Annotated in this window: 20 protein-coding genes and 1 pseudogene; 8 read left to right on the forward strand and 13 right to left on the reverse strand. The window is 67.1% G+C overall.

The annotated features are described in order from the left end of the window. Positions 1 to 40 precede the first annotated feature (40 nt). Together QE395_RS18655 and QE395_RS18660 are read right to left on the reverse strand one after the other, a co-directional pair. The gene (locus tag QE395_RS18655; protein ID WP_217537875.1) at positions 41 to 820 is read right to left on the reverse strand and encodes a rhomboid family intramembrane serine protease; all 780 of its coding nucleotides are present in this window, start codon (positions 818 to 820) and stop codon (positions 41 to 43) included. 98 nt (positions 821 to 918) lie between these two features. Continuing rightward, positions 919 to 1875: a TerC family protein gene (locus QE395_RS18660; RefSeq protein WP_184126365.1), complete on the reverse strand. Its 957-nt coding sequence runs from the start codon at positions 1873 to 1875 to the stop codon at positions 919 to 921. A gap of 277 nt (positions 1876 to 2152) precedes the next feature. On the opposite strand from QE395_RS18660, the gene QE395_RS18665 reads away from it, so the two are divergent. Together QE395_RS18665 and QE395_RS18670 are read left to right on the forward strand one after the other, a co-directional pair. Then, positions 2153 to 3325 (forward strand): class I SAM-dependent rRNA methyltransferase, encoded by a 1173-nt coding sequence (locus QE395_RS18665; RefSeq protein WP_210132876.1) that lies wholly within the window; start codon positions 2153 to 2155, stop codon positions 3323 to 3325. Positions 3326 to 3439: 114 nt separating this feature from the next. Further along, entirely contained in the window at positions 3440 to 4675 is a 1236-nt protein-coding gene (locus QE395_RS18670; RefSeq protein WP_306990336.1) for a dipeptidase, read from the forward strand. 44 nt (positions 4676 to 4719) lie between these two features. On the opposite strand, the gene QE395_RS18675 is transcribed toward QE395_RS18670, so the two are convergent. From QE395_RS18675 to QE395_RS18690, 4 genes and pseudogenes are all read right to left on the reverse strand, one after another. Beyond that, positions 4720 to 6150, reverse strand: coding sequence for an amino acid permease (locus QE395_RS18675; protein ID WP_306990338.1), 1431 nt, complete (start codon positions 6148 to 6150; stop codon positions 4720 to 4722). Positions 6151 to 6250: 100 nt separating this feature from the next. Further along, a complete protein-coding gene (locus QE395_RS18680; protein ID WP_306990340.1) occupies positions 6251 to 6634 on the reverse strand; it encodes a hypothetical protein in 384 nt (127 codons plus the stop codon). Positions 6635 to 6799: 165 nt separating this feature from the next. Further along, positions 6800 to 7426 carry a leucine efflux protein LeuE gene (gene leuE, locus QE395_RS18685; protein WP_068847996.1) on the reverse strand — a complete coding sequence of 209 codons (627 nt, stop codon included), beginning with the start codon at positions 7424 to 7426 and terminating at the stop codon, positions 6800 to 6802. Positions 7427 to 7442: 16 nt separating this feature from the next. After that, positions 7443 to 8410, reverse strand: a pseudogene (locus tag QE395_RS18690) (LysR family transcriptional regulator); the annotation flags it as partial. A gap of 87 nt (positions 8411 to 8497) precedes the next feature. Between QE395_RS18690 and QE395_RS18695 the strand changes: the two are divergent. Beyond that, on the forward strand, positions 8498 to 9505 hold the full coding sequence (locus QE395_RS18695; RefSeq protein ID WP_306990342.1) for a zinc-binding alcohol dehydrogenase family protein: 1008 nt from the start codon (positions 8498 to 8500) through the stop codon (positions 9503 to 9505). A 3-nt stretch (positions 9506 to 9508) separates the two neighbouring features. On the opposite strand, the gene QE395_RS18700 is transcribed toward QE395_RS18695, so the two are convergent. After that, positions 9509 to 10129 carry a glutathione S-transferase N-terminal domain-containing protein gene (locus QE395_RS18700; protein ID WP_306990344.1) on the reverse strand — a complete coding sequence of 207 codons (621 nt, stop codon included), beginning with the start codon at positions 10127 to 10129 and terminating at the stop codon, positions 9509 to 9511. Between the two features lie 49 nt (positions 10130 to 10178). On the opposite strand from QE395_RS18700, the gene rmuC reads away from it, so the two are divergent. The 5 genes from rmuC to QE395_RS18725 all read left to right on the forward strand — a co-directional run bounded on the left by rmuC (position 10179) and on the right by QE395_RS18725 (position 13511). Beyond that, positions 10179 to 11642, forward strand: a complete 1464-nt coding sequence (gene rmuC, locus QE395_RS18705) for a DNA recombination protein RmuC (RefSeq protein WP_306990346.1) — start codon at positions 10179 to 10181, stop codon at positions 11640 to 11642. 92 nt (positions 11643 to 11734) lie between these two features. Then, positions 11735 to 12109 carry a hypothetical protein gene (locus tag QE395_RS18710; protein ID WP_306990348.1) on the forward strand — a complete coding sequence of 125 codons (375 nt, stop codon included), beginning with the start codon at positions 11735 to 11737 and terminating at the stop codon, positions 12107 to 12109. A 58-nt stretch (positions 12110 to 12167) separates the two neighbouring features. Then, complete coding sequence (locus QE395_RS18715; RefSeq protein WP_093535483.1) at positions 12168 to 12728, forward strand: glutathione peroxidase; 561 nt, start codon at positions 12168 to 12170, stop codon at positions 12726 to 12728. Between the two features lie 83 nt (positions 12729 to 12811). Next, entirely contained in the window at positions 12812 to 13198 is a 387-nt protein-coding gene (locus QE395_RS18720) for a type II toxin-antitoxin system RelE/ParE family toxin (protein ID WP_095362373.1), read from the forward strand. Continuing rightward, positions 13179 to 13511 (forward strand): helix-turn-helix domain-containing protein, encoded by a 333-nt coding sequence (locus tag QE395_RS18725; RefSeq protein WP_095362372.1) that lies wholly within the window; start codon positions 13179 to 13181, stop codon positions 13509 to 13511. The genes QE395_RS18720 and QE395_RS18725 overlap by 20 nt, the downstream gene beginning before the upstream one ends. A 42-nt stretch (positions 13512 to 13553) precedes the next feature. Here QE395_RS18725 and QE395_RS18730 read toward each other — a convergent pair whose 3' ends face one another. From QE395_RS18730 to QE395_RS18755, 6 genes are read right to left on the reverse strand one after another with little or no spacing between them, the layout of a single operon-like run. Then, complete coding sequence (locus tag QE395_RS18730; protein WP_306990351.1) at positions 13554 to 14570, reverse strand: VacJ family lipoprotein; 1017 nt, start codon at positions 14568 to 14570, stop codon at positions 13554 to 13556. 1 nt (position 14571) lies between these two features. Further along, positions 14572 to 14883: an STAS domain-containing protein gene (locus QE395_RS18735; RefSeq protein ID WP_068847978.1), complete on the reverse strand. Its 312-nt coding sequence runs from the start codon at positions 14881 to 14883 to the stop codon at positions 14572 to 14574. Continuing rightward, positions 14873 to 15535, reverse strand: a complete 663-nt coding sequence (locus QE395_RS18740) for an ABC transporter substrate-binding protein (RefSeq protein ID WP_095362370.1) — start codon at positions 15533 to 15535, stop codon at positions 14873 to 14875. The genes QE395_RS18735 and QE395_RS18740 overlap by 11 nt, the downstream gene beginning before the upstream one ends. Then, on the reverse strand, positions 15532 to 16056 hold the full coding sequence (gene mlaD / locus QE395_RS18745; RefSeq protein ID WP_068854468.1) for an outer membrane lipid asymmetry maintenance protein MlaD: 525 nt from the start codon (positions 16054 to 16056) through the stop codon (positions 15532 to 15534). Before mlaD ends, QE395_RS18740 begins: the two co-directional genes overlap by 4 nt. 37 nt (positions 16057 to 16093) lie before the next feature. Then, positions 16094 to 16843 carry an MlaE family lipid ABC transporter permease subunit gene (locus QE395_RS18750; RefSeq protein ID WP_068847974.1) on the reverse strand — a complete coding sequence of 250 codons (750 nt, stop codon included), beginning with the start codon at positions 16841 to 16843 and terminating at the stop codon, positions 16094 to 16096. Further along, positions 16843 to 17631 (reverse strand): ATP-binding cassette domain-containing protein, encoded by a 789-nt coding sequence (locus tag QE395_RS18755; RefSeq protein ID WP_095362369.1) that lies wholly within the window; start codon positions 17629 to 17631, stop codon positions 16843 to 16845. Before QE395_RS18755 ends, QE395_RS18750 begins: the two co-directional genes overlap by 1 nt. Positions 17632 to 17717: the final 86 nt, after the last annotated feature.

The raw sequence follows: 17717 nt of genomic DNA on the forward strand, positions 1-17717 counted from the left end.
CAAGCGACGTTAGGAACGGCATTACCGTTCCTTGCGATGCCTACCGGGAGGAATCCGAATCCCGCGGGCGGAACGGCAACACGACGAAATCCTGCCCTTCGCGCGGCTGCCACAGCACCGGCACGCGGTGCGGGGAGGGCGGCTCGAGGTCGCTGTCGCGCTGTGCCTCCAGCGCGTCCTCGTCTTCCTCTTCCCAGCTGTAGCGCTTGCGCGGGGCCATCGGGTCGGACAGGCGGAACAGCAGCGCGCTGATGATGCCGGCGAAGGCACCGCCCATGTGCGACTGCCAGGACACACCCGGCTCATGCGGGAGGATGGTGATGAGCATGCTGCCGTAGAACAGGAAGGCGATCAGGCCGGCGGCAATGGCGGGGCGGTCGCGGCGCAGCAGGCCCAGCACGAACACCAGGAACATCAGGCCGTGGGTGATGCCGCTGGCGCCGAGGTGGCGGCTGCCGATATCGCCGAGCAGCCAGGCGCCCAGCCCGGAGCCGATCCACAGCAGCGGGAAGGCCCGCAGGGTCGCCTTTGGATAGACGCTGCCTGCCAAAGTGCCAAGAATTAATAGAGCGAAGCTATTGGCAGCCAGATGCTGGACCGAGCCATGCAGCAGCGGCGCACCGAGGATGCCCAGCAGGCCGTCGCTTTCCAGCGGGGCCACGGCCCAGGGGCGCCAATCGAAGTGGCCCTGCGCGGTGAACACCGCCACCAGCACCAGCACGAAGGCCAGGCTCAGGTTGAATGCCCGCACCACGCGGCCGCGGTCGTTGCGGGGAGAGACCGGCGGCTCGCCGGCAGGCAGGGGCAGGTTGGCGTTCATACCCAAAGGGATTGCGTCGCGCCAGCCTGAACACAAGGGCAACGCGACGGGAGACAGAGGTGCCGCCGACGGGACAATCCCGCCGGCGGCGATCAGGGTTACGCGTCGCCGGTCTTCGGCGGGTTCTTCAGGCTCAACACCACGGTGGCGGCGATGATCACCGCAACCACGCCCAGCGAGATCGGGGTGGGGATCTTGAAGATGTCGATCAGCATCATCTTGGCGCCGATGAAGGCCAGCACCAGAGCCAGACCGTACGGCAGCAGGTGGAAGCGGTCGGCCATGCCGGCCAGCAGGAAGAACATGGCGCGCAGGCCCAGCACCGCGAACACGTTGGAGGTGAGCACGATGAACGGGTCGGTGGTGATCGCGAAGATCGCCGGGATGCTGTCCACCGCGAAGATCACGTCGGTGACGGCAATCAGGATCAGCACCACGAACAGCGGGGTGTACCAGCGCTTGCCGTCGCGCATGACGCTCATGGCATTGCCGGCGTAATCGGGCAGCAGGCGCAGGTGCTTGCGCATCCAGCGCAGGGCCGGGTTGGTCTCCAGGTCAGGCTCCTGGCCGGCCGAGAACCACATCTTCCAGCCGGTGAAGAGCAGGAACGCGCCGAACACATAGAGCAGCCAATGGAACTTGGTGAGCAGCACGCTGCCGGCGAAGATCATGATCGTACGCAGCACGATCGCACCCAGGATGCCGATGATCAGCACCTTCTGCCGCTGTTCCTCGGGTACCGCGAAGTAACCCATGATCATCAGGAACACGAAGATGTTGTCCACCGCCAGGGCCTTCTCGACCAGGTAACCGGTCAGGAACTCCAGGCCGACCTTGTTGGCCACCACCTGGCCGGCGGTCTCGTTCAGGTAGTACCAGAGGCCACCGTTGAAGGCCAGGGCCAGCACCACCCAGCCGATCGACCACCACAGGGCCTCCTTGAAGGTCACCTTGTGCGGGCCGCCGTGTCGCATCAGTACCAGATCGACCAGCAGCGCGATGATCACCACCGCGCCGAAGCCGCCCCACAACCACAAATTACCGATCGTCTGCATGAGTTTGTCCGTTGAATGAATGAAATGCCTCAAGCCGGACGGCGAGGATCTGCAACGGAGGATCGGAGGGGATCCGGGGACAGAGCTTCGCCATACGGCGAAGGTCTCGCTCGCAGTCCCACCGGGTGGGACTGCCGTTGCACCGGAGCCTGCGGGCTCGAATTGACGGCGACAACGTCTGGGAGCTACTCCCCTTCTGGCGCCGATTCTGCGGGCTGAATGGGTTGGCGTCAAATGGGCGGCCTGCCGGGCCATAGGGCCCGTCTACAATAGGCAGATGAATACTGTCCCCAATCCCGTTGTCCGCCTTAAAAACGCCTGGCGCTCCAGCCACCCGTGGATCTTCCAGAAACTGGTCGAAAAGCCCGCCGTCCGCCCGAAACCCGGCGCCATCGTCGACGTGGTCGGCGTGGATGGGGAGTGGATCGGGCGTGGCTTCTACAACGGTCATTCGCGCATCGCCGTGCGTATCCTCGAGACCGACCAGCGCGTCCCCGTCGATGCCGGCTGGTTCTCGCGGAAGATCGCCCAGGCGGTGTCGCTGCGCCGTGATGTCCTGAAGCTGGACACGATTTCCGATGCCTGGCGCGTGGTGCACAGCGAGGGCGACGGCCTGTCCGGCCTGGTGGTGGACCGCTACGGCGACCTGGTGGTGGTGGAGTTCTTCGCCGCCGGCATGTTCCGCCACCGCGAGTGGGTGTACGAAGCGCTGCGCGAGCAGTTCCCGGGCTGCCGCTTCCACAGCTTCGCCGACGAACACGTGCAGAAGCAGGAAAGCTTCGACTTCCACGGCAACACCACCACCGAAGCAGCGGTCATCACCGAGTACGGCGTGAAGTTCCGCGCCGACCCGGCCGGCGCGCACAAGACCGGCTTCTTCGCCGACCAGCGCGAAAACCGCCAGTGGCTGAGCCAGGAAGTGGAAGGCAAGTCGGTGCTGGACCTGTGCTGCAACACCGGTGGCTTTGCGGTGTACGCGGCCGCGCGCGGTGCCTCTGATGTGCTGGGCATCGACATCGACGAAGACGTGATCGCCATTGCCAAGGGCAATGCGCGGCTGAACAACGTGCGCCCGCGCTTCGTGCAGTCCGACATCTTCCCGTGGCTGCGCGACGCGGCCAACCGCGGCGAGCAGTTCGACGTGGTGATCCTGGATCCGGCGAAGATGACCCGCGACCGCGACCAGGTGATCACTGCGCTGAAGAAGTACCTGGACATGAACAAGCTGGCGCTGGGCGTGGTCAAGCCGGGTGGCCTGTTCGCCACGTTCTCGTGCACCGGCCTGGTGGCCGAGGACCAGTTCCTGGACATGCTGCGCCGCGCGGCGTTCTACTCCGGCCGCACCATCCAGATCCTGAAGGTCGCCGGCGCCGGCCCGGATCATCCGTTCATGGCCCACGTGCAGGAATCGCGTTACCTCAAGGCCGTGTTCTGCCGCGTGCTGGATTGACCTTCGCGTGCCGGCCAACGGTCGGCACCTACCGCGGAATGGCAGGGTAGGTACCGACCGTTGGTCGGTACGCTTTGCTATGGTCTGACGCATTCCAATCTAAAGTGAGGCGTCATGACGTTGCGCAGCCTGTCCCTGCTGGTGTCACTGGCGCTGTGCGCGCCGCTGTCGGCCCACGCCATCGAGTTCGGCGCGCAGGAGCTTGCGCGCGCTGCCACCCTGCAGAAGAAACTGCTTACCCTCGACAGCCATCTGGACACGCCGGCGAACTTCCACCGGGAAGGCTTCGACATCCAGCAGCGACACGACCACAACGCGCTGTCGCAGGTGGATCTGCCGCGCATGGTGGATGGCGCGCTGGACGGCGGGTTCTGGGCCATCTACACCGACCAGGGCGACCGCAGCCCGGCCGCACACCAGCACGACCGCGATGCGGGCCTGCTGCGGTTGATGGAAATCCGCGAGATGCTCGCTGCGCATCCGGAGACCTTCGCGCTGGCACTGACCGCCGACGATGCCGCCCGGATCAAGGCGGCTGGCAAGCGTGTGGTGTATATCAGCATGGAAAACGCCAGCCCGCTGGTCGACGACCCCACGCTGCTCAGCTTCTACCACCAGGCCGGCCTGCGCCTGCTCAGCACGGTGCACTTTGCCAACAACGAGTTCGCCGATTCGGCCACCGACACCAAAGGCGCCGAATGGAAGGGCCTGAGCCCGGCCGGCAAGGCACTGGTGGACGAGGCGGTACGGTTTGGCATCGTGATCGACCAGTCGCATGCCTCCGATGCGGTGTTCGATGACCTGATCCAGCGCATGCCGGTGCCGTTCGTGCTGTCGCACAGTTCGGCCAAGGCAATCTACAACCACCCGCGCAACCTGGACGACGTGCGCCTGAAGCAGCTCGCCAGGGCCGGCGGGGTGATCCAGGTGAACGCCTATGGCGGCTACCTGATCGACACCGGCAAGAACGACGCGCGCAAGCAGGCCGAAGACGCGCTGATGAAGCAGATCGGCGCCGATTACGACGACCTGAGCATGGCCCAGGGCGTGCAGCTGAAGCAGGGCCTGGCCGAGATCGACCAGCGCCTGCCGCTGCGGAAGGCAACCCTGGACGATTTCTTCGCCCACTTCGAACACATCCTGGGCGTGGTCGGCCCCGAGCATGTGGGTATCGGGCTGGACTGGGACGGCGGCGGCGGGCTTACCGACCTGCAGGACGTGAGCGACCTACCGAAGATCACCGCCTGGCTGCTGCGCAAGGGCTACACCGAGAAGCAGATTGCGGGGATCTGGGGTGGCAACCTGCTGCGTGTGCTGCAGCAGGCGCAGGATCATGCCAGCAAGAAATGATCGGGGGGTGCCGGGCAACGCCCGGCACCCTTACCGTCACGGCCTCAACGGCCGATCAGCGCATTGCGGCGGCTGTAGAGGAAATAGACGGCCAGGCCGATCACGTTCCAGATCAGGAAGTACAGCTGGGTGCTGCTCGGCAGGCTGATGAACAGGTAGATGCAGCCCAGCGCTGCGGCCGGGCCGATGAACCAGGCGATCGGCGTGCGGAAGGTGCGCTTGGCATCCGGTGCACGCTTGCGCATCACCACCAGGCAGATACCCACGGCGGTGAAGGCCGCCAGCGTGCCGGCATTGGCCAGCGCGGCAATCTCGTCCAGCCGCGCCACGCCGGCCAGGGCCGAGACCACGGCAGCGCTGAACAACGTGGTGGCCACCGGGGTTCCGGTGCGCTTGTTCACTGCCGACAGGCCGCGCGGCAGCAGGCCGTCGCGGCCCATGACGAAGAACACGCGGCTCTGGCCGAACAGGAAGGCCAGCAGCACGGTGGGCAGCGCAACGATGGCCACCACACCGATGACCGCCGCCGCCTTGGGCTGGCCCAGTTCACGCATGATCAGGGCCAGCGGTTCGGCACTGCTGCCAAACACCGCGTAGCTCATCGCGCCAACGGCGGCCAGCGCCACCAGCATGTAGATGATGGTGCAGCCGACCATCGAACCGATGATGCCGATCGACAGGTCACGGCCCGGGTTCTTGGTTTCTTCGGCCGCGGTGGAGATGGCATCGAAGCCGTAGAAGGCGAAGAAGATGATGGCGGCCGCGGCCATCACGCCACGCTCCACGCCATCCGGACCCAGCGACTTGGCAAAGCCGTGCGGCATGAACGGGTGCAGGTTGGCCGAATCGAACGCGGGCAGCGCCACGGCGACGAACACGCCCAGCGCGATGATCTTCAGCACCACCAGGATCGCATTGAGCGTGGCGCTTTCCTTGGTGCCCAGCATCAGACCGCCGGCGACCACCCAGGTGATGAGCACCGCAGGCAGGTTGAACACGCCGCCTTCCACGTGCGGGCCGGCCGAGAGCGCCAACGGCAGCCGAAGGTCGATGCCGGTGTTGCCGTGTATCCATTCCAGGAAGCCGACGAAATAGCCGGACCACCCCACTGCCACGGTACTCACCACCAGTGAGTACTCCAGGATCAGGCTCCAGCCGACCACCCAGGCGAAGATTTCGCCCAGCGCGGTGTAGCTGTAGGTATAAGCGCTGCCGGCGGCCGGCATCATGGTGGACAACTCGGCGTAGGACAGCGCCGCGCAGGCGCAGACCGCACCGGCGATAGCGAAGGAGATCAGCACCGCGGGGCCGGCGAGATTGGCACCCACGCCGATCAGCGTGTAGATGCCGGTACCGACGATGGCACCGATGCCCATGGCGATAAGGTGCGGCCAGCTGAGGGTACGAACCAGGCTCCTGCCGGCTTCATGGACGGTGACGGAATCGAGCGGCTTGCGCCGTAGCAGCGATGACATGGAACCTCACAGAGTGACTGGTATCGACAATTTTCCGAGTGTGACCGAACGCGGCGCAGCATTACTACTGCTGGACGTCGTGAATCCCTTGACGATCATTTCAAATAGCCTGCCTTGACGAATCTGGCACAACACGGCTGGCCGCGATCAACGGGCCCCAGCGCGCCACATCGTCGGCGCCCTGTGGATAGATCACGCAGGTGTCGTCGGGAAGCTTCTTGCAGCGCAGAACCCCCCGTTCATCGAATACCCGCCAGCCGCACGCGTCGGCCTCGGCTTCGCAGATGCGCCGGCGCAGCCCCAGCAACAGGCTGGCGGCGCAATCGAAGCGGCAGCCCCGGAGCTCGATGCGGTCCAGCGGCTGCAGGTCCGCCACGATCCGCTGGACCGACGGATGGGCCAGGTCGACGCGGTCGGTGCTCAATGCCAGCAGGCGCTCGTCGTGGCCGGCCAGGTGCTGCACGAAGTACACGGGGGTGGTCATCTCACGGTTGCCTCGCCACGGGTCGGATGCCCGCGATGGCAACGATTTGACACCTGCCGGCGCCTGGGAAGAATTACGCGCTATCGATCGCCGAGGGCAATTTCGATGACGTTGCCTATCGCCGCGCGCCGGCAATGCAGGCGAAACGCCCACCCCGAAAAGGGTTCAGCCACTCAGCCCCAGGCGCAGGCCAAACCCGATCAGGAAAACCCCCGCGACGCGTTTCAGTACTACCCCCACACGCGGGTGCTGGATGATCCGACGGCGCAACAGGTTGCCCACCCCGATCAGCACCGAGCAGTACGCCAGGCTGAGCACGAAGATCAGCGTGGCCATGGTCGCGAACGTCACCACGCCCTGGTGCCGCGCCGGGTCGATGAACAGCGGCAGGAACGCCATGTAGAAGATGATCGCCTTGGGGTTGAGCAGGCTGATCAGCACCGCCTGGCGGAAGTAGTGGCCCGGCTGCAGCCGGATGCCGCCGGTGTCACCGCTGGCCGGCGCGGGCCGCAGCAGGCCGATGCCCACCCACACCAGATAGGCCGCACCGAGGTACTGCACCGCGTGGAACACCAGCGGGTTGGCCTTGAGCAGGGCCGCCACGCCGGCCACCGCCAGCCACATCAGGATCTGGTCGCCAAGCAGCAGCCCGAACAGCGCGGTATAGCCGCCGCGCACGCCACCGCGCCCGGTGGCGGTGAGCAGGGTGAAGGTGCCCGGCCCTGGCAGCGCCAGGAACACCAGCACGGCGATGACAAAGGTCCACAGGTCCTGGATGCCCATCCACGGCATGGCGGTGACTCGACTTCGGGGGGCCGCCATTGTCGGCTACCCGGCCCGCTGCCGACAGCGCTACGGCGCACGTCCCGGCAGATCGGCCAGCATCGGCTGCAGGCGCTGGGCGCACAACGCATGCAGCTGGCGGATCGCGGGCGAAAACTGTTTGCGGTGCGGGCACACCAGGTTCAACGGCAGGCTGTCGCCTGCGCCCCCCATCAGCACCTGCAGGCGCCCGGCGCGCACATCGTCGGCCACATCCAGCCACGACTTGAACACGATCCCTTCGCCAGCCACCGCCCAGCGCCGCACTACGTCAGCGTCATCGCACACCAGCTGGCCGCGAACCGGTACCACCACGCGCCGCCCGTCCTGTTCGAAACTCCAGCGGTCGTAGGGACGCCCGGCCAGCTGGTAGACCAGGCAGTGGTGTTCCTTGAGCGCGTCCAGCGAGGCCGGCGTACCCTGCCGCTCCAGGTAGGCCGGTGCGGCGCACAGCACGCGCCGGTTGCCCGGCAGCAGCGGCAGCGCCACGTAGCTGGCGGTGTCGAAGCGGCCCAGCCGGAACGCGATATCCACCGGGTCGCGGAATACGTCGGCCACCTGGTCGGACAACAGCAGGCGCAGCTGCAGCTTCGGGTGCGCGGTGCGGAACTCGGTCAGCCAGGGCAGCAGCACATTGCGGCCGAGATCAGAGGGCGCGGCCACCTGCAGCACGCCGCGCAGCTCGGCATCTTCGCCGCGCACCCGGGCCTGGCCCTCGTGCAGGGTGTCCAGCAGGTCCTGGGCATACGGTAGATAGAGCACGCCTTCGGCGGTGAGGCGCAGGCTGCGGGTGGAACGTACGAACAGGCGCAGGTCCAGCTCCCGCTCCAGCCGGGCCACGGCGGCGGCTACCTGGCCGGGCAGCAGGTCGGCCTCGCGCGCTGCACTGGAGAAGCTGCCCAGCGCGGCGGTGCGGACGAACAGCTGAAGATCCTCGAAGCGGACCATTTTCATTCCAGGAGTGAAAGTGCTGCTGCATTCTGCGCCTTTCCGGCCGGGGCCGGGCAAGCCAACCTGAGCGCCTCATCCAAGGACCATCCCATGAAAGCCATCGCCTATACCCAGCACGGCCTGCCCATCACCGACCCGACGGCGCTGGTCGACATCACCCTGCCGGTGCCGACCCCGGGCCCGCGCGACCTTCGCGTGCAGGTGCGCGCGGTGTCGGTGAACCCGGTGGACACCAAGGTCCGCCGCGGCGTGGCCGTCGAGGCGCCGCGCGTGCTGGGCTGGGACGCGGTAGGCATCGTGGACGCGGTAGGCAGCGAGGTGACCCTGTTCCAGCCGGGTGATGCGGTCTTCTACGCCGGCGACATCAACCGGCCGGGCAGCAACGCCGAGTACCAGCTGGTGGACGAGCGCATCGTGGGCCGCAAGCCGACCAGCCTGGACGATGCGGCGGCTGCCGCGCTGCCGCTGACCGCGATCACCGCGTGGGAGCTGTTGTTCGACCGCCTGCGCATCGCCGAAGGCGGTGGTGAAGGCCAGACCCTGCTGGTGATCGGTGCGGCCGGCGGGGTGGGCTCGATCCTGGTCCAGCTGGCGCGCCAGCTGACCCGGCTGACCGTGATCGGCACTGCCTCGCGCCCGGACACCCAGGACTGGGTGTACGCGCTGGGGGCCCACCACGTCATCGACCACAGCCAGCCGCTGACCGAGGGCCTGGCGCGGATCGGGATCGAGAGCGTCACCCACGTGGCCAGCCTCACCCACACCGACCAGCACTACGCGCAGATCGTGGCCGCGCTGGCACCGCAGGGCCAGCTGGCGCTGATCGACGACCCCGGCCAGCTCGATGTGATGGCGCTCAAGCGCAAGAGCCTGTCGCTGCACTGGGAATCGATGTTCACCCGCTCCAGCTTCAGCACGACCGACCTGCAACAGCAGCACGTGCTGCTCAACCGGGTGGCCGAGCTGGTCGACAGCGGCGTGCTGCGCACCACGCTGGGCGAGAACTACGGCCGCATCGACGCGGCCAACCTGCGCCGCGCGCATGCGCACATCGAAAGCCACCGCGCGGTGGGCAAGGTGGTGCTGGAAGGCTTCTGAGCCTCAGGCCACGCCGTTGTCGCAGTGGCGGGCAAACCCGGGGCGCGGGCCAAGGCGGTGGAACCACGCCGCCACGGCCGGCAGTTCGGGTTTGTCGCCCGGGGTCAGCCGCCAGCGCTGGGTGGAAAGCCCCAGCACGATGTCGGCCAGGGTGAAGTCCTCGCCGGCCACGTAGGCGCCGGTCCCGGCCAGCTGCTGATCCAGGTGCTGCATGAGCCGGTTCCACTGCACCAGGCTGGCCTGCGCGGCGCCATCGTCAGGGTAGGCCGGGTGCTGGCGCACGCGGGCCATGAACACGTGCCGCCAGGCGGTGTTGAGGTCGGTGGCCTGCCAGTCCATCCATTGCTCCACCCGGGCCCGGGACCGCGGGTCGCGCGGCAGCAGGTCGTGGCGGCCGGCTGCCGCGGCCAGGTAGCGGCAGATGCTGTTGGATTCCCACAGCACGAAGTTGCCATCGCGGATCACCGGCACCTGGCCGTTCGGGTTGAGCGGGTGCAGGGCCGCGAGGAAATCCGCATCGTGGCCGTCGGCCCCGAGCTGCCGGTACTGCAGGCCCAGCTCGGCGCACAGCCACTGCACCTTGCGCACGTTGATCGACGTCGACTTTCCCAGAAGATCCAGCATGGAGCGATCCGGCGCAGCGAATGAGACCGGCTCAGCCTACACTTCTTCCATGCAACCTGAATTCCTCATCCTTGGCGGCCTGCTGTGTGCCGTCCTCATCCTGCAGCTGGTGGCCCTGCTGCGGCGTTCCGGCCATGGCGACCTTGAGCAGAGCCTGCGCGAAGAAGCGCGGACCGGCCGCAGTGAACTGCGCGAGCAGCTCGAAGGGCTGGGCCGGCAGCAGGACGCGCGGCTGGAAACCTTCGCGCGCGCGCTGACCGACCTGTCCACCCGCACTGACCAGCGCCTGGACCTGCTGCGTGATGCGCTGGGCGAAGACGCGCGCAAGGCCCGCGAGGACGCCGGCCAGGCCCAGCAGCGCAGCGACGCCCACATGGCCGCGCTGCGCCAGGCCGTGGCCGACGATGCCCGGCTGGGCCGCGAGGAAGCCACGCAGTCGCAGCAGCGGTTCGGCGAATCCCTGGGCCTGCGGCTGCAGGAGATGACCCAGCGCAACGAACAGCGCATGGGTGAAATGCGCGCCACGCTGGAGCAGCAGCTGCGGAGCCTGCAGGCCGACAACGCGCAGAAGCTGGACCAGATGCGGGTCACCGTCGACGAAAAACTGCAGACCACGCTGGAAGCGCGGCTGGGTGCGTCGTTCCAGCTGGTGTCCGACCGCCTGGAACAGGTGCAGCGTGGGCTGGGCGAAATGCAGCAGCTGGCCACCGGCGTCGGAGACCTCAAGCGGGTGCTGACCAACGTCAAGAACCGGGGCAGCTGGGGCGAAGTGCAGCTGGACAACATCCTTGAGCAGACCCTCACCCAGGAGCAGTACGCACGCGGCGTCAAAGTGCGCCCGGACAGCGGCGAAATGGTGGACATCGCGGTGCGCCTGCCCGGGCGCGGCCACGAGGACACCCCGGTGTGGCTGCCGATCGATTCCAAGTTCCCGCGCGAAGACTACGAGCGCCTGCTCGATGCGCAGGAGCAGGGTGACGCCGATGGCGTACGCGTGCAGGGCGCGCAGCTGGAACGCGCGATCCGGATCCAGGCCAAGTCGATCTGCGACAAGTACATCGTGCCGCCGCACACCACCGATTTCGCAGTGATGTTCCTGCCTACCGAAGGCCTGTACGCCGAGGTGATCCGCCGCCCGGGGCTGGTGGACCTGCTGCAGCGCGAACACCGCGTGGTGGTGGCCGGGCCGACCACGGTGACCGCGCTGCTCAACAGCCTGCAGATGGGCTTCCGCACCCTGGCCATCGAACAGCGCTCCAGTGAAGTGTGGAGCCTGCTGGGCGCGGTGAAGAGCGAGTTCGGCAAGTTTGCCGGCATCCTGGAAAAGGCCGAAAAGCAGATCAGCACGGTCGGCCGCAGCCTGGGCGAGGCCAGCCGCAAGACCCGCACCATCGAACGCCGCCTGCGCGGAGTGGAGACGCTGGGCACCGAGCAGACCGATCTGCTGCTGGGCGATGCCAGCGGCGACGATGACGAGGCCAGCGCGGACGACGCGTCAGCCGCGCAGGACTGAAACGCATTGCCGACACCCTGCATGCACGCGATCGGCGATGCTGGGTCGCGGCCACGTGCCTGCCTTCCTTTTCCTCCTCCAGGATTGAACCGATGCGTCTTACCCTGATGTTGTCCCTGATGCTCGCGCTTGCCGGCTGCAGCAGTTCGCCGAATGCCGGCGACACCGCCACGAACGCTCCCGCCGCCGCCGACAACGCCGATGCCGCCCGCTGCGCGGCCGCCGGTGGTGAACTCAAGCCGCTGGGACGGCTGCAGCGCGTGCAGTGCGTGGTGCCCTATGCCGATGCCGGCAAGGCCTGCAGCGCCAAGAGTGAATGCACCGGCCAGTGCCTGGCCCAGGGCGAGACCGAACTGGTGGCTGGCAGCAAGGCGCGTGGTGTATGCCAGACCGACGTGAGCCAGAACTTCGGCTGCCGCCAGCGCATCGACAACGGCGTGGCCCAGGGCACGATCTGCGTCGATTGATTTCCCATTCCCAGGGCACATCTCCGATGTGCCCTTTTCACTTCGCACAGGATTTCCCGTGAGCCAGACCGTCTACGACATTCCCGTTTCCACCATTGAAGGCCAGGCCAGTTCGCTGGCCGACTACCGCGGCAAGGTGCTGCTGGTGGTCAATGTCGCCTCCAAGTGTGGGCTGACCCCGCAGTACGAAGGCCTGCAGGCACTGTATGCCGACAAGCAGGCTGCCGGCCTGGAAGTGCTGGGCTTCCCGGCCAACAATTTCCTGGCCCAGGAGCCGGGCAGCGACGCTGACATCCAGCAGTTCTGCCAGCTGGAATACAACGTGAGCTTCCCGATGTTCGCCAAGATCAGCGTGGCTGGCGATGACATCCACCCGCTGTACCAGCAGCTGACCCAGGCCCAGCCGGCCGCCACCGGCGAAGGTCCGATGCGCGAGAAGCTGCAGGGTGCGGTCGCCAAGTACCCGGATCTGGTCGTCAACCCGGCCCCCGGCGTGCTGTGGAACTTCGAGAAGTTCCTGGTGGGCCGCGACGGCAAAGTCGTCGCCCGCTTCGCCCCCGACGTGCCGGCTGACGACGCCCGCCTGGTCGCCGCCATCGACGCCGCACTCGCTGCCTGACGGGCCTCGCATCTGCGCGCCCATGCGCCCGCAGGTGACCAGATGCTCAGATTTACCATACCACCCAGTGGTATGGTAAACTCATGACGCGAGTATTCAAGACGCGGGTGTTCGTCCGCATGATGCGCAAGCTGGATCTGACCGATGCCGCACTCTGCGCAGCGGTGCAGGAGATGATCCACGGACTGGTCGATGCGGATCTTGGGGGCGGCGTCCTGAAGAAGCGGGTTGCGCTACCGGGGCGGGGCAAGCGGGGAAGCACGCGCACATTGCTCGCCAGCAATCGCGGAAACCGCTGGTTCTTTCTGTTCGGCTACGAGAAGAATGTGCGTGCCAACGTCACGCCTGCTGAACGCGATGCATTGCAGCTTTTGGCCGTGGATCTATTGGGCATGCCGTCGGCTTCCTTGGACCTGGCTCTCGAACGAGGCGAATTGCAGGAGATCTGTCATGGCAAACAAAAGCCTTAAGGCTGGTACCCGGAGTGCGGTACTCGACGCAGTGCATGACACTGCCCGCGGCCTGCAGGATCACGGCTTCATCGACCAGCGACGGATGCATCAGTACGACGCATTGTGCCTTGAACCTGTACCCGAATACAGCAGCGCGCAGATCCGCGCGCTGCGCGACATGCTGAAGATCAGCCAAGCCGTGCTGGCCGGTGTCCTGAACACCAGCGTTTCCACGGTGCGAAGCTGGGAGCAGGGAGACAAGCGGCCCAGCGGGCCATCGCTGAAGCTCCTGAACCTGATCGACAGGAAGGGCCTTGAAGCAGTGCTGTAATCCGGCAGGTACAAAAAAACCCCGCCGAAGCGGGGTTTTTTCTTAGTTGCCCCAGTTGGGCATCGGCATCGCGTCGACCGGGATCGGCGCGTCGTCCGCGTCCTTGCCGCGGTCACGGCGGCCGCGCAGGTCGTTCTGGATCTGGTAGTTGCGGCGCTGCAGCCAGGCATCACGGGTCAGCGCGTACTCGTCCACGGCGCCGTCGCGGATGTCGTCCAGTGCCAGCAGCTGCGAGCGCATGTCCACCAGCTGCAGGCCCTGCAGGGGGATGCGGACCTTGTCTTCCTCGATCGTGCGGATCGGCGACAGCGGGATGTCACCGGCCAGCCCGAATACATCACGCACGGTACGCGGGCCGAAGAACGGCAGCTCCACGTAGCGCGAGCTGCGCCAGCCCCAGGCGCCCAGGGTCTGGCCGAAGTCCTCGCTGCGGCGCGGTACCAGCGCGCGGCTGGCCGGGTCGAAGAGACCACCGATGCCCAGCGTGGAGTTCATCACGAACCGGCCCAGGCTGTCCCAGGCATCCCCGGGGCGGCCCTGCAGCAGCTGGTTGGTGATGGTCACCGGCGCGCGCAGGTTGCTGAAGAAGTTGGTCACGCCGGTGCGTGCGAAGCGCGGCACGACATTCACGTAAGCGGTGGCCAGCGGGCGCGCGACCGCGCGGTCGACCACGTTGTTGAACGCGTGCACGCGGCGGTTGAAGCCTTCCCACGGGTCGTACGGCGAGCGACCCGGTTCGGCACCGTCGGCGGTCGGCGCCGGACCGCCGTACAGCGCGGCGAAGTCGTCCTCGGCACCCGTCGGCGCGACCTCCGTGGCGGCCGTCACGGGCGCGCCATCACCTGGGGCGGAATCAACGGCGGCCACGGGTGCCGCAGGGCTGGCGACGGTCGGCGAGGTCGCTGCATCGGCGGCGCTGTCGGACGCTGCGGGAGCCGCCGGTGCGGAGGCGGGGGCTACCGCCACGCTGGCGGGCGCACTGTCGCGGGCCGGCTTGGCTGCACAGGCACTCAGCGCCAAGGCCAGCAGGAGAAGGGAGGCGGTGCGTATGACGTTCATGTCAGCTCGCGGCAGAAGGGGCATTGAAATCCAGGGACGGCGCCAGCCGATAGGCGGCGCTGAGTTCGGTGAAACCAGGAGGGGTACCGTTGAGAACCAGCGTACGCCCGTTCGCGCGCGCGCGCGCCGACAGCTCGGCCAGCAGCGCCAGGCCGGCGCTGTCCACGCCCTCCACCGCCGCCAGGTCGAGCTGGGAGATGCTGTCGGGGAGGGCCTTCAGCTGCGGCCACAGCGCCACGACCGCATCGCGGTCCAGCACGCCGGTGAACCGGGCGCGCGGACCGTCGAGCTGCACGGTGGCGTTACTTGCCATTACCGGCCGGCCCGGCCTGCAGGGTACCGCCCCGCAGTTCCTTGGCCACTTCCTTGATGCCCTTCTGGCGCAGCGGGCCGTCGAACTGGGTACGGAAGGTCTGCACGTAGGAAATGCCTTCGATATTGACGTCGAAGATCTTCCACTGGCCGTTGACGTTGCGCATCAGGTACTCGACCGGGGTCGACTCGCTGCCGGCACGCAGCAGCTCGGTCGATACCTTGACCCCGCGGTTGCCCGGCAGCGGCTGCTCGCCCTTCAGGCGGAAGCTCGGCTTGCCCTGGATGGTAAGCAGGGCCGAACCGTAGCGCTGCATCAGGTTGTCGGCCATGGCATCGGCGAACAGCTTCACGTCCGCGTCCGAAGCCGTGCGCGCGTTGGAACCCAGCACCAGGCGCGCCGCGTAATCACGGTCGAAGGTGCGGTTGAGCTCGCTGTCGATATAGCTGCGCAGCGCGGTCGGGTTCTTGCTGAACTCCGCACGGCGCTGCTGCAGGGTGTTCAGGATGCGGGTGCTGGCATCCAGCACCACCTTGCCGGCCTGGCTCTGCGGCGCGGCGGCGGTGGCCGGGGCGGCCTGGGCAAACGACAGCGAGGGCAGGGTGGCGAGCAGGGCCGAAGCGAGCAGCGCCGGAATCAGGGTCTTTTTCATTTCTGCGGTTCCGTTGCCGGCGCTTCCGCGCCGGGAGCTTCCTGGGAAGCGGCGCCGGCATTGCCCGGGCCGCTGAACATGTACTTGCCAACCATCTGGATCAGGTCCACGGCTGGCTGGGTGAAGACGATCTCGTCACCGGACTTGAGCACCTCCGGGTCACCGCCCGGTTGCAGTCCGATATAGCTCTCGCCGAGCAAACCGCTGGTGAATATGCCGGCGGAGGTATCGGCCGGCAGATCCTTGAACTTCGGGTCCAGCTTCAGGGTGACGATCGAATCGAAGCGGACCGGGTCCAGGTCGATGTTGCCCACCTGGCCCACCACCACGCCGCCGATCTTCACAGGCGCCTGCTTGCGCAGCTGCCCGATCTGGGTGAAGCGCGCCTTGAGCTCATAGCCCTCGCTGCCGAAGCCCCAGCGCTGGTTGGTCGATGCCATCGCCAGCACCAGCAGCGAGGCCAGCGCCAGCAGCAGGAACGCGCCGACGGAAAATTCGAGTCTGGGACCGCGGATGGCCATGTTCATCTCACCGTATCTGATCAAAGGGGGTTGCGGGTCAGCGGAACATCATGGCCGACAGCACGAAGTTGAACATCAGCACCAGCAGCGAGGCGTTCACCACCGCGCGGGTGGTGGCCACCGACGTGCCCTCGATGGTCGGCTCGGCGTGGAAGCCCACGTACGACGCCACCAGCGCGGCGGTGCCGCCGAAAATGGCCGACTTCAGCATTGCCACGCCGAAATCGTCCCAGAAATCCACGCTGTTGCTCAGCGCCGACCAGAACACGCCGTTGTCCAGGCCCAGCACGTGCACGGCTTCGAAGTAGCTGGCGCTGATCGCCAGCGAACAGAAGATGCCGGTGAGCAGGGGCACGGTGAGCACCGCCGCCCAGAAGCGCGGTGCCACCACCTTGGCCACCGGATCGATCGCCATCAGCTCCAGCGCCTTGATCTGGTCGGTGGCGCGCATCAGTCCCAGCTCGGCGGCAATCGAGCTGCCGGCGCGGCCAATGAACAGCAGCGCGGTCAGCACCGGTGCGAGTTCGCGGTACAGCGACAGGCCCAGCAGGGTGGACAGCGCATCTGCGGCGCCGAACGTGGTGAGCGTGCGGTAGCCCTGCAGGGTCAGCACCAGGCCCACGAAGGCACCGCCCACCGCGATGATCGGCAGCGAACGCGCGCCCACCTTGTAGATCTCGCGCGTCAGCTCGGCCAGGAAATCGGCGGTCGGCAGCGATCCGCGCAGCACGGTCAGCGAGAACAGGCCGGCCCGGCCCAGTGAACGGGTGCTTTCAACGAACGGCATCAGGCCACCTTCGCGCGGGGCGCGGCATCGAACGGGATCGGGCCGTCCGGCTGTCCGTGCAGGAACTGGCGCAGCAGCGGGTCCTGGCTGGACTCCAGCGCGGCCGGGCTGCCCTGGAAGACCACGCCGCCATTGGCAATGGCGATCACCTGGTCGCAGATCGGCAAGGTCTCGTGCACATGGTGGCTGACGATGATGCTGGTCAGGCCCAGGCTGTGGTTGAGGCGTTGGATCAGGCTCATGATCACGCCGCTGGCGATCGGGTCCAGCCCGGTCAGCGGTTCGTCGTAGATCATCAGCGGCGGGTCCAGTGCCAGCGCGCGCGCCAGCGCCACCCGGCGCGCCATGCCGCCGGACAGCTCGCGCGGCCAGGCATCGGCTGCGGCCAGCAGGCCCACCGCGTGCAGCTTCATGTCTACCAGCCGGCGCAGCACCGGCGCCGGCAGCTTGGTATGCGTGCGCAACGGCAGCGCCACGTTCTCGGCCACGGTCAGGTCGGTGAGCAGCCCATTGCCCTGCAGCAGCACGCCGACACTGCGGCGCATCGCGCGCAACGCGCTGCTGCCGGTGGGAATCGGCTGACCGAACAGGGTCACGGTGCCCGCCGCGGGGCGCAGCTCGCCGGTCAGGGCGGCCAGCAGCGTCGACTTGCCGCTGCCCGACGGGCCGAGCACGGCGGTGATGCTGCCACGCGGGACCGACAGCGAAACGTCGCGCAGGATCGCCCGACCGCCGCGATCGATACGCACGTTCTCCAACTGCACCAGCGATTCTGCGGAAGCCGTCATGGACGCCATTAACAAAATTCCAACGTTGTAAGATCGTGGTGGGCGGCTGAACAAAACCGAACTGGACCGTGCAGTATTGTCGCATG

The sequence above is a fragment of the Stenotrophomonas sp. SORGH_AS_0282 genome, from assembly GCF_030818125.1.
Classification (GTDB): domain Bacteria; phylum Pseudomonadota; class Gammaproteobacteria; order Xanthomonadales; family Xanthomonadaceae; genus Stenotrophomonas; species Stenotrophomonas rhizophila_A.

Coding starts and splice junctions, on each gene's coding strand:
- QE395_RS18655 (WP_217537875.1), bottom strand. CDS start 820: ATGAACGCCAACCTGCCCCTGCCTGCCGGCGAGCCGCCGGTCTCTCCC.
- QE395_RS18660 (WP_184126365.1), bottom strand. CDS start 1,875: ATGCAGACGATCGGTAATTTGTGGTTGTGGGGCGGCTTCGGCGCGGTG.
- QE395_RS18665 (WP_210132876.1), top strand. CDS start 2,153: ATGAATACTGTCCCCAATCCCGTTGTCCGCCTTAAAAACGCCTGGCGC.
- QE395_RS18670 (WP_306990336.1), top strand. CDS start 3,440: ATGACGTTGCGCAGCCTGTCCCTGCTGGTGTCACTGGCGCTGTGCGCG.
- QE395_RS18675 (WP_306990338.1), bottom strand. CDS start 6,150: ATGTCATCGCTGCTACGGCGCAAGCCGCTCGATTCCGTCACCGTCCAT.
- QE395_RS18680 (WP_306990340.1), bottom strand. CDS start 6,634: ATGACCACCCCCGTGTACTTCGTGCAGCACCTGGCCGGCCACGACGAG.
- leuE (WP_068847996.1), bottom strand. CDS start 7,426: ATGCCGTGGATGGGCATCCAGGACCTGTGGACCTTTGTCATCGCCGTG.
- QE395_RS18695 (WP_306990342.1), top strand. CDS start 8,498: ATGAAAGCCATCGCCTATACCCAGCACGGCCTGCCCATCACCGACCCG.
- QE395_RS18700 (WP_306990344.1), bottom strand. CDS start 10,129: ATGCTGGATCTTCTGGGAAAGTCGACGTCGATCAACGTGCGCAAGGTG.
- rmuC (WP_306990346.1), top strand. CDS start 10,179: ATGCAACCTGAATTCCTCATCCTTGGCGGCCTGCTGTGTGCCGTCCTC.
- QE395_RS18710 (WP_306990348.1), top strand. CDS start 11,735: ATGCGTCTTACCCTGATGTTGTCCCTGATGCTCGCGCTTGCCGGCTGC.
- QE395_RS18720 (WP_095362373.1), top strand. CDS start 12,812: ATGACGCGAGTATTCAAGACGCGGGTGTTCGTCCGCATGATGCGCAAG.
- QE395_RS18725 (WP_095362372.1), top strand. CDS start 13,179: ATGGCAAACAAAAGCCTTAAGGCTGGTACCCGGAGTGCGGTACTCGAC.
- QE395_RS18730 (WP_306990351.1), bottom strand. CDS start 14,570: ATGAACGTCATACGCACCGCCTCCCTTCTCCTGCTGGCCTTGGCGCTG.
- QE395_RS18735 (WP_068847978.1), bottom strand. CDS start 14,883: ATGGCAAGTAACGCCACCGTGCAGCTCGACGGTCCGCGCGCCCGGTTC.
- QE395_RS18740 (WP_095362370.1), bottom strand. CDS start 15,535: ATGAAAAAGACCCTGATTCCGGCGCTGCTCGCTTCGGCCCTGCTCGCC.
- mlaD (WP_068854468.1), bottom strand. CDS start 16,056: ATGGCCATCCGCGGTCCCAGACTCGAATTTTCCGTCGGCGCGTTCCTG.
- QE395_RS18750 (WP_068847974.1), bottom strand. CDS start 16,843: ATGCCGTTCGTTGAAAGCACCCGTTCACTGGGCCGGGCCGGCCTGTTC.
- QE395_RS18755 (WP_095362369.1), bottom strand. CDS start 17,631: ATGACGGCTTCCGCAGAATCGCTGGTGCAGTTGGAGAACGTGCGTATC.